Raw genomic sequence first — 9,605 nt, forward strand, 5'->3', positions numbered from 1 at the left:
CAGGCATAAGCCCTTGCGCTTACCGGATCACAAAAGTACCATCTAAATGATGCACTTACAAATTGTAAACAATAATTTAAGTATATCCGGAAATCGAATGATTTTATGCAACCTTGCGGCGCAGGTCATGTTTAGCCCTCGAGGTGTATCGAGAACACGATCATACGGGTGCTGATCCGGTCGATGGTATTGGACAGCGGGATCTGGACGTCTTTTGAATGCTCGTTCAGGAAGCCCTGGCTGATCTTGATCTCGGGCGAAAAGATAAAGTTGGGATAGAAGAACTCGAAGCCGAAGCCGATCTCCGCACCCACATCGATGGGTTTTACACGCAGGAATTCGTCCTGGCGGCGGCTGCGGGCATTGGAGGCCAGGTCATAATCAAACTTGCCGCCGATAAGGCCATAGAACCGGAAGTTGCCGATACGGTCGCTCTTGAACTTGAGCTGTAAAGGCAGGTGCATATAGATAGATTCTACTTTTTCGGTCTTTTCTACATCGCTCTGATCAACGGTGGTAATCCCTTTTTCGGCAAAGAGCAGGGTTGGGATAAAACGGAGATCGACGAATCGCGTCAGCCGCAGGTTGCCCATGATACCCAGGTTGAAACCCGGTCCCCATTTGGGTTGTACCCGCTTAAAGGTGTCGTTTTGGGCAAAGCTCTGGGTATTGCTCATACGGAAAGACGAGTAGTTGGCTCCGAACGTAATACCGAAATAGTACCATTTGGAATCGTGCTCCGGCATGTTGGGAATGCGGTGCTGTGCATGGAGTGTAACCGTTGCCAGCAACATTCCGAACAGGCATAACAATCTTAATCCTTTCACTTTGCTTGTCATATGGGTACGAAGATAATAATTGTTTGCAGGAAAAGAAGGCCGGTGATCAGCCTTTCTCCGCAGTGTACAAAGTGGTAATACCGAAAGTAAGCGGCCTGGCTTTCACATTTTTATAGCCGCATTGTTCCAGTATTGTACAGAACTGGGCGCCTTCGGGAAATGCTGCAACCGATTCGGGTAAATAAGTATAAGCGGTTGCATCTTTCGATACGGTTTTGCCCAGTGCCGGCAGGATATAACGGAAGTAGAACTGGTATAATTGTTTGACGGGAAATGTTTTTGGCTTGGAAAACTCGAGTATGGCTATACGTCCGCCGCTGCGCAGCACGCGATTCATCTGTTGCAGGCCTTTTTCGAGGTGTTCGAAATTGCGCACGCCATAAGCGCAGGTAATGGCGTCGAAGGCATTGTCGCTGAAGGGCAGCGCTTCGCTGTCGCCATACTGCAGGTTAATGATCCCATCCAGGTGCTTGTCCGCCAGTTTTTTACGGCCTATCTCCATCATGCCTTCCGAAATGTCCACACCCGTTACTTTGTCGGGGTTAAGCCGAAGGGCTGCGATGGCCAGGTCGCCAGTGCCTGTAGCTACATCCAGTATCTTTTTAGGCTGTATCGGGCGCAGGGTATTGATGGCTTTTTTACGCCATCCGCGGTCTATACCCATAGACAGGAAATGATTCAGGAAATCGTAACGGCCGGCAATGCGGTCAAACATACCAGCTACCTGTTCTTTTTTGCTCAGGTCGGAACCGGGCAGTGGCATTACTTTGGGCTTTGGCCCGGAAGAAGCGGATGAGTTCATTGCTGCAAAAATACGGCTAAAATAGGAACGGCTGTAATTATATTGTCGATACAGGCCGGGATTACAACTCGTTCCTGGAGTCGATAATGATCGTTACGGGACCGTCGTTGACCAGGTTTACCTGCATATCCGCGCCAAACTCGCCGGTGCCGATGCTGCGGCCCAGGTCCTGCTCCAGCTTTTTGATCATCTGTTCGTAAAGCGGGATCGCCTTTTCGGGTCTTGCCGCCCGGATAAACGAAGGCCGGTTGCCCTTGCGGGTAGCGGCATGCAGGGTAAACTGGCTCACCAGCAACAGGTCGCCGCCGGTATCGGCTACCGAGCGGTTCATGAGGCCTGCCTCGTCGGCAAAAATGCGCATCTGGATAATCTTGCTGCTCAGCCAGCTGATGTCCTGTTCGTTGTCGGCATCTTCGATACCCAGCAATACCAGTAGGCCGGGGCCTATGGCTGCTTTTTGCCGGCCGTCTATAGTAACGCCGGCTTCTTTTACCCGTTGAATGACTGCTCTCATGTTGAAAAAACGACCGCCGGCAGCGATTAAAACCGGTGTGGACCGGCCGTGTAGCTGTCGGCGGGAAATGGGATGATATAAATAGCGCCGGTAAAGCGGTGCTGGTTCTGTGTTTTAGAATGGTGCGTCTCCATCGTCCGGCGGCGGCTTAAAGCCTTTCAGTTTGGACTTGGAAGAGAATTCATCGTCTTCGAAATCCATATTGTTGGCCTTCGATTGCAGGGTCTGGAAACCGGGCGCTATGCTCAGCTTGCTGTTGCCAAAGTCATCGTCGCTCTGCCTGCGGAAGCCCGCCTGCGGATCGTCAAAGCCACCGGGGGCTGCAGGTCCTGCGCTCCAGTCGTCGGGCGGGAGCTCGATAAATTTCTGGTATTCCAGCAGGGCTTTCAATTTAACCGTATCCAGGCGACCATTACGGTGTTTGGCGATATTGATGTGGGTTTCGCCGTCTACCGGTTGTCCCTGTTCATCGTTGTTGATGCCATAGTATTCGGGACGGTAAATAAACATAACCATATCCGCATCCTGTTCGATCGCACCCGATTCCCTAAGGTCACTCAGCTGCGGGATCTTACCTTTATCGCCACCACGGGTTTCTACCGCACGGCTCAACTGCGACAGGGCCAGTACCGGCACGTTCAGCTCTTTGGCCAGCATTTTCAGCTCTCGCGATATCTTACTGATCTCCTGCTCGCGGTTACCGGCTTTATCCGATCCCTGCATCAGCTGCAGGTAATCGATAATGATCATGCCGATATCGTTTTTGGTTTTCAGACGGCGGCACTTGGCCCGCAACTCGAAGATGTTCAGACCGGCCTGGTCATCGATAAAGATCGGGGCTTTGGCCAGGGGCTCCATACGCTGGGTGAGCTGGGTAAACTCGTAATCTTCCATACGGCCGCGGCTGATATTTTCGAGGCGTACCTCGGTAACGGCGCTCAGCATACGTTTTACGATCTGGGTATTACCCATCTCCAAAGAGAAGATGGCTACCCCTTTCGGTTTATGCGGGTCCATAGCGGCGTTCATGGCCAGGTTCAGGGCGAAGGCTGTTTTACCCACGGCCGGACGGGCCGCAAGGATGATCAGATCGCTCGGTTGCCAGCCGCCGGTAATGGCATCGAGGCTCGGGAAGCCCGACCGTACACCGGTTACATCGTCTTTCTCGTTCCGGGCTTTCGATACCTGCTCGATCGTTTCGACGATAATGTCCTGCATGCTCGAATAGTTCTTGCGCAGGAAGTTATTGCTGATTTCGAACAGGTCGGTCTCGGCCTTGTCCATCATGTCGAACACGTCGGTTTTGTCTTCGTAGGCATTGGTGATCATGTCGCCGCAGATCCGGATGAGTTCGCGCTGGATGTATTTTTCCATCACGATACGTGCGTGCGCGATCACGTGCGCGCTCGACACCACGCTCATGGTGAGCTTGGTGAGGAAGTAGGCCCCGCCTACCAGTTCGAGTTCGTCGCTGCGGCGCAGCTCCTCGGTAACGGTCAGCAGATCGACCACCTGGCCTTTTTCGGGCAGGCGGCGTATGGCCGAAAATATACGCTGGTGCGCGTCTACATAAAAGCAATCGGGGGAGGTCAGTACTTCCAGTACATCCGAAAGTTTATCTTTCTCCAGCAGGATCGCACCTAACACAGCTTCTTCCAGTTCTCTGGCCTGGGGGGGCACCTTGCCATACATCACATTGCTCAGGTCGGACTTACGGCCCCGGGTTGTTCCCAGTTCTTTTTTAATGTTTAAGGACATCGTTCTTTTTGGTTTAAAGCCATAACGGCCTTGTTTGCTACAACACTTAAAGTCGACGAACCCTTTCTTTATGTTCAGTGCGTAAACTGCTACATCCGTAGATCACGGCTGCAGTTAATCCTGTTTTTTTGTTTTCAGAATCGTGCGTTTACGCAATACTTATTGATGGGTAATACTATGCTCCGTAAGCGCTTGCGAAAGGTAAAGCCAATATCGGTTGCGTCATCCGGATGGACGGTAATATCGTACGGTTCTATATTAAGAAAAGGTTAAATACTTTTTAAGGACGGCTAAGGTAAGTTCATTTTACGCGTCGGGGACACATTTAGGGAAATAAATTTTTGAAAACGGCTTGCACAGGTTATCCCCCGTTAATCATATGATTTGCCATTGATACGGGAAGTTTATCCACAATCCTGTACCAAATATAACGCTAATTCACAGCAAATGCACAGGTTGCTGTGCAAAAGTAAGGTTAAGTTTTATTTGGAAAATGGATAGGAGATTAGTAGTATTTAGGAGTAAAACATTAGTACTTTTGCAGGGAAAACCGGGGGGCGGAACCAGGGGCGAAAAGCCCTTGTCCTTTACCGGAATTTATCTTATATTACTCTTTTTAATTTATTTGAAATGCCATTAATTGCCCCTTCTTTGCTTTCGGCCAATTTTCTGCGCCTGGAAGAAGATGTAGACATGATCAACCGCAGCGAAGCAGACTGGCTGCACCTCGATGTAATGGACGGCCGTTTTGTGCCCAATATCAGTTTCGGCCTGCCCGTTATCGCTGCCGTAAACCGCAAAGCCACCAAAACGCTGGATGTGCACCTGATGATCGTAGAGCCGGAAAAATACATCAGCGACTTTGCCAAAGCCGGGGCGCATTATCTCTCCGTACATATAGAAGCCTGTAACCACCTGCACCGTACCGTGCAGATGATCCATGGCGAAGGCATGAAAGCCGGCGTGGCCATCAACCCGCATACACCGGTGCACCTGCTTAAAGACATTATTGCAGACATTGACCTGGTGTGTATGATGAGTGTGAACCCCGGTTTCGGCGGACAGAAATTTATACCACATACCCTGAAGAAAATAGCCGAACTGCGGGCGCTGATCAACGAAACAGGCAGCAAGGCTCTGATCGAGATCGACGGCGGTGTAACCCTGGAGAATGCGGGTACCATCGTTGCTGCAGGCGCCGATGTACTGGTTGCCGGTAATACGGTGTTCAGCGCAAGCGACCCGGTTGCCATGATCAGCCAGCTGAAAGCGATCTGATCCATAATAAAATGATTTCAATACAAACAACGCCAGGCCTAGTGCCTGGCGTTGTTTGTTACTGGTAGCAAGGTAAAGCACAAAGGAGGGTCTGCGCTACCGGATCAGCACGAGCGCTCCTTTGTGGTAATAAGGTTCGGGACGGGCATCGGTTTTGAACCGCAGTTCGTAAAAGTAATTGCCCATATCGGCCGGGGCGCCGTTATAGGTGCCATCCCAGCCGCGGTCAAACTCGTTGTTGGATTTATAGATCATCTGTCCCCAGCGGTTATAGATAAGAAGGCTGTATTGCGCAGGCACGCAACCCAGTGCTATCGTGGGTTTGAAGTAATCGTTGAGCCCGTCGTTATTGGGACTGAAGGCATTGGGTACCGATATATTGCAGGGACAATGCTCGCCGCCGATCCGGATGGTATCGTGCTGCGGGCATCCCTCGGCCTCGAAGGTTACCGAATAGGTACCGGGACCATAGATATTTCTTTCGGGTATTATAGACTGGTCCTCCCACAGGTAATTGCCGGCTTCTTTAGGTTGGATCGTTACGGGGAACCGTTGGTCACAGATCACCGTATCCGGTGGCAGTACCGCTATCGGCGACCGGAACCGGTAAATGAAGGTGTCGACCCGTATGTTGTTACAGCCCCCCTTATAGTAGACCCAGTATTTACCCGGTGTGCTGATCTGGCGCCGGTCGCCGGTTGTACCATCATTCCATATATAACCGCTAAACCCGGGGCGCGCTTTTAAGGTCGTAGTACCTAATTGCATATCCGCTTCGCGGCAAAATACCGTATCGAAATACACGCTGGGTATGGTATCCATTTCCAGGTAAGGATATACGACATCGTTATTGGTGTATAACCTGCAGGATTCCGAAAGGGGCTTTGCCGGATCGAAGGCCACCTGTTGCCAATCATTACCCGACGGACCTATAACACCTAGTTTCGTACAGGTGATCTGGCCAATCAATTTATATCTCATTTCTAAGTCGTGCGGATCGGGTTTGCTATAGGCCTCAGGGATATTGAAATATATTTTATTACCGTGGGGTTTAAGGAAAATAATGGGTGGGGTATAAACCGAATGTTTGAGCCGGTTGTATACCGGGTAGGTAACCGGGAAAAGGCTACTCGTATGCCGCATGTTTTCGTTCAGCTCGTATTTGTGAAAAACGATGTTGTCGCCGGAGTTGTCTTGTTTATAAACGATATAAGCAGTATTGTCCGGCGTAAAGCAGCCATGTATATCCTTTTGCTCCGTTTCGCTCAGTAACACCGGGGGGTAGGCGCCTTCGGTAATGACGCCGTTGTCGGGATCGAATTTAAAGAAATGTACCTGTGGTCTGGGGTAATAATCGATATAATTTAATGCGATGAAAGCGAGCGATTCCCGGTTGGGCGACACTTTGAAGTCCCAAAGCATATCCCACATGGTCGCTTTTTCGTGGTAGGAAATAACTGGTGTTGTATCGACGCCGGAAGCCGTAATGTGGTAGGCAGATAAGGTATAGGGTGTGTTGCCGATGTCTCCTGTAGTCGTAATCAGCCAGAGGTCGCAATTGTTGCCCGGTACAACATCAACGAGCTCCATATACTCATCAATGAATGCAGAATTGCGGATCAATATATTTTTTAATCCCGGTACTACGTCGCCCCGCCCGTTATTGAGTTTCATATCCACTACCGAATAAGCCAGGTCAAGGGCGCCTGTAATGGAAAAAACATAATATCTGTCGGGGTCCCGGATAAAGGGGGCGACGATCATATACTTTGCGTAGCCGTTGGCAAATACATCCAGGTTACCATTGGGCATCGGTTCCAGGTCGCGGTCATACAACCAGTAAGGGATGGCGATAAACCGGAGTGCCCCGGTCTCCGGATGAGAAACAGGGATCATATTTTCAAACCGGTATCCTTTCTGCCGTTCGTACTCGATTTTAAATCTCCCGCCCATCGTTTCCAGGAATTTTTCAGTCCGGGTTACTGTTGCTGGTGTTGTTTTAAGGTTGAGGCCCATTTCGCCGAAGAACCAATTGCTGTTTGCATTAAGATGTATGCTCCGCTGGGCATGGAACTGGGCGCGGCTTTGCAGACCCGGGGCCAGGAGCAGCAGCAGGAGCGCAAGACCTTTTATGTGCTTAGATTTCAAAGTTATCCGCTATTCAGTTATGATTGGCATGCAGGCATCAGTATGTGATTATACTGCCCCGGATGTCCAGCATACTTACAAGACACTTTATATCGCTTTGAGTACTATCAGGTTAGAACGCTGTGGTCATGCTTATCCACTGGTAGTATCGCTTAAACGATCATTTTCCCCGCAACAAAACCGTTAAACCGGCGTTGCGGGCTTGGGGAGGGCAGGGAATAACGGTATGTATAATACATAATTATCTTATGCATTTTCCTGTAAAAGCCGGACCTCATGTTTCGTAAAATACAACGGTGCCGCTACCGGATAAGTACGAGCTCGCCTTTGTGATAATAAGGTTCGGGGCGGGCGTCGGTTTTGAACCGCAGCTCGTAGAAGTAGCTGCCCATATCGGCCGACCGGCCGTTATAAGTGCCATCCCAGCCGCGGTCAAACTCATTGTTGGATTTATAGATCATCTGTCCCCAGCGGTTATAGATAAGGAGGCTGTACTGCACAGGCACGCAACCCAGTGCTATCGTGGGTTTGAAGTAATCGTTGAGCCCGTCGTTATTGGGGCTGAAGGCATTGGGTACCGATATATTGCAGGGACAATGCTCGCTGCCAACAGTCAGCGTATCGTATTGGGTACAGCCCTCGGCCTCGAAGGTTACCCAATAGGTGCCCGGGGCATAGATGTTTCTTTCGGGTATAGTCGAGTTGTCCTCCCACCGGTAATCGCCGGCTTCTTTAGGTTTAACCGTTAGCGGGAAGCGCTGGTCGCAGATCACCGTATCGGGCGGCAGCACCACTACCGGTGCGCGGAACCGGAAAATGAAGCTGTCGACCCTTATATTGTTACAACCGCTCTTAAAATATACCCAGTATTTACCCGGTGTATGGATCTCGCGCTCGTTGCCGGTACTGCCATCGTTCCATATATAATCCGTAAAGCCCGGCCTCGCCTTTAATTTAATGGAACCGAGCGGGGTGTTGGGTTCGAAACAAAACACGGTGTCGAAATACACGCTGGGCATGGTGTCGAAGGCGAGATAAGGATAAACCACATCACTATTGGTCTGCAGCCTGCAGGTACGTGTCAGCGTTATCTCCGGGTCGTAATCCACCTGCTGCCAACCGTCACCCAATGGTTTCATCGTGCCCAATTTAACACAGGTATACTGACCGATCTTTTTTAGTTTTTGCTCCATATCGTCGGGATCGGGTAGCGAATAATGCTGCGGGATATTGAAAAATATTTTATTGCCATAGGGTTTTAGAAAAATAATCGGTGGTGTATAAGCCGAATATTTGTACCAATTGTATTCCGGGTACGAAAGCGGGTAGGTGCTGCTGGTATGCCGCATGTTCTCGTTGAGCGCGTACTTATGAAAAATCATATTGCCCCCATAATAGTCATGTTTATAAACGATATACGCGGTATTGTCGGGCGTAAAACAGCCATGCATATCCCTGTAGTCTGTTTCGCTCAACTCGATCGTAGGATAGGCATCGGTAGTTATGGCGCCGTTTTCCGGGTCGAACCGGAGGAAATGTACCCGGGAGCTCGGCCGGTTCTCGATGTAATTTAAAATGATGAATGCGATAGACTCCCGGTCGGGCGATACTTTGAAGTCCCAGAACATATCCCACATGCTCTCTTTGTTGTAATGCGCAACTACCGGTGTCGTATCGATGCCCGAATCCGTAATGTGGTAAGCCGATAAGGTATACGCTGTAGACATATCGTAGTCACTCTCCACTGCAAGCAGCCAGAGATCGCAATTGTTACCCGGTACCACATCGATGAAGTTTGTGAACGGATCGGCAAATTCCGGTGTACGGACGTGCCTGTCCTTTAACCCCGGTACCACATCGCCCAGACCGTTATTGAGCGTCATATCCACCACCGAATAATTCAGATCGGAGGTCCTGGAAAAGGTAAAGACATAATACTTATCGGGGTCATGGATAAAGGGTACGACTATAATGTTTTTTTCTAACGACCTGTAGGATACATCCAATGTGCCGTTGGGCATCGGGTCTATATTCCGGTCGTACAGGGTAGGCCCGCCGTGTTGGTTATACGGTGAGGCAAGAAACCGGAACGCGCCGGTCTCCGGGTGAGAAACGGGAACAATATTTTGTGCACGTATCCCTTTCCCCCGTTCATAAGTAACCGCAAAAATCCCGCCTATGGTCTGCAGGAATTTATCGGTCTCAATCACATCGGGTGGTGACTGCTTCATATCGAAACCAAAGAAGCCGGTGAACCAATTGCCAT

General features: G+C 50.1%; 7 protein-coding genes. 1 reads left to right on the plus strand and 6 read right to left on the minus strand.

Features of this window, described 5'->3' with window-relative positions; all coding sequences use genetic code 11:
* Window positions 1–131: 131 nt before the first annotated feature.
* The 4 genes from porT to dnaB all read right to left on the minus strand — a co-directional run bounded on the left by porT (window position 132) and on the right by dnaB (window position 3,913).
* The gene (gene porT / locus B0I18_RS19880) at window positions 132–839 is read right to left on the minus strand and encodes a type IX secretion/gliding motility protein PorT/SprT (protein ID WP_245882124.1); all 708 of its coding nucleotides are present in this window, start codon (window positions 837–839) and stop codon (window positions 132–134) included.
* A 46-nt stretch (window positions 840–885) separates the two neighbouring features.
* Window positions 886–1,641, minus strand: a complete 756-nt coding sequence (ubiE, locus tag B0I18_RS19885) for a bifunctional demethylmenaquinone methyltransferase/2-methoxy-6-polyprenyl-1,4-benzoquinol methylase UbiE (protein ID WP_219906012.1) — start codon at window positions 1,639–1,641, stop codon at window positions 886–888.
* Window positions 1,642–1,702: 61 nt separating this feature from the next.
* Window positions 1,703–2,155 (minus strand): D-aminoacyl-tRNA deacylase, encoded by a 453-nt coding sequence (gene dtd / locus B0I18_RS19890; protein WP_106524503.1) that lies wholly within the window; start codon window positions 2,153–2,155, stop codon window positions 1,703–1,705.
* 114 nt (window positions 2,156–2,269) lie between these two features.
* Window positions 2,270–3,913, minus strand: coding sequence for a replicative DNA helicase (gene dnaB / locus B0I18_RS19895; RefSeq protein WP_106524504.1), 1,644 nt, complete (start codon window positions 3,911–3,913; stop codon window positions 2,270–2,272).
* Between the two features lie 630 nt (window positions 3,914–4,543).
* Here dnaB and rpe point away from each other — a divergent pair.
* Window positions 4,544–5,191 carry a ribulose-phosphate 3-epimerase gene (rpe, locus tag B0I18_RS19900; RefSeq protein ID WP_106524505.1) on the plus strand — a complete coding sequence of 216 codons (648 nt, stop codon included), beginning with the start codon at window positions 4,544–4,546 and terminating at the stop codon, window positions 5,189–5,191.
* A 96-nt stretch (window positions 5,192–5,287) separates the two neighbouring features.
* Here the strand turns inward: rpe and B0I18_RS19905 are convergent, their stop codons facing one another.
* Together B0I18_RS19905 and B0I18_RS19910 are read right to left on the minus strand one after the other, a co-directional pair.
* The gene (locus B0I18_RS19905) at window positions 5,288–7,339 is read right to left on the minus strand and encodes a T9SS type B sorting domain-containing protein (protein WP_106524506.1); all 2,052 of its coding nucleotides are present in this window, start codon (window positions 7,337–7,339) and stop codon (window positions 5,288–5,290) included.
* 302 nt (window positions 7,340–7,641) lie between these two features.
* The coding region (locus B0I18_RS19910; protein ID WP_146146820.1) for a T9SS type B sorting domain-containing protein at window positions 7,642–9,605 on the minus strand (1,964 nt) is incomplete at its 5' end.

This window comes from Taibaiella chishuiensis, assembly GCF_003014535.1.
GTDB lineage: Bacteria > Bacteroidota > Bacteroidia > Chitinophagales > Chitinophagaceae > Taibaiella > Taibaiella chishuiensis.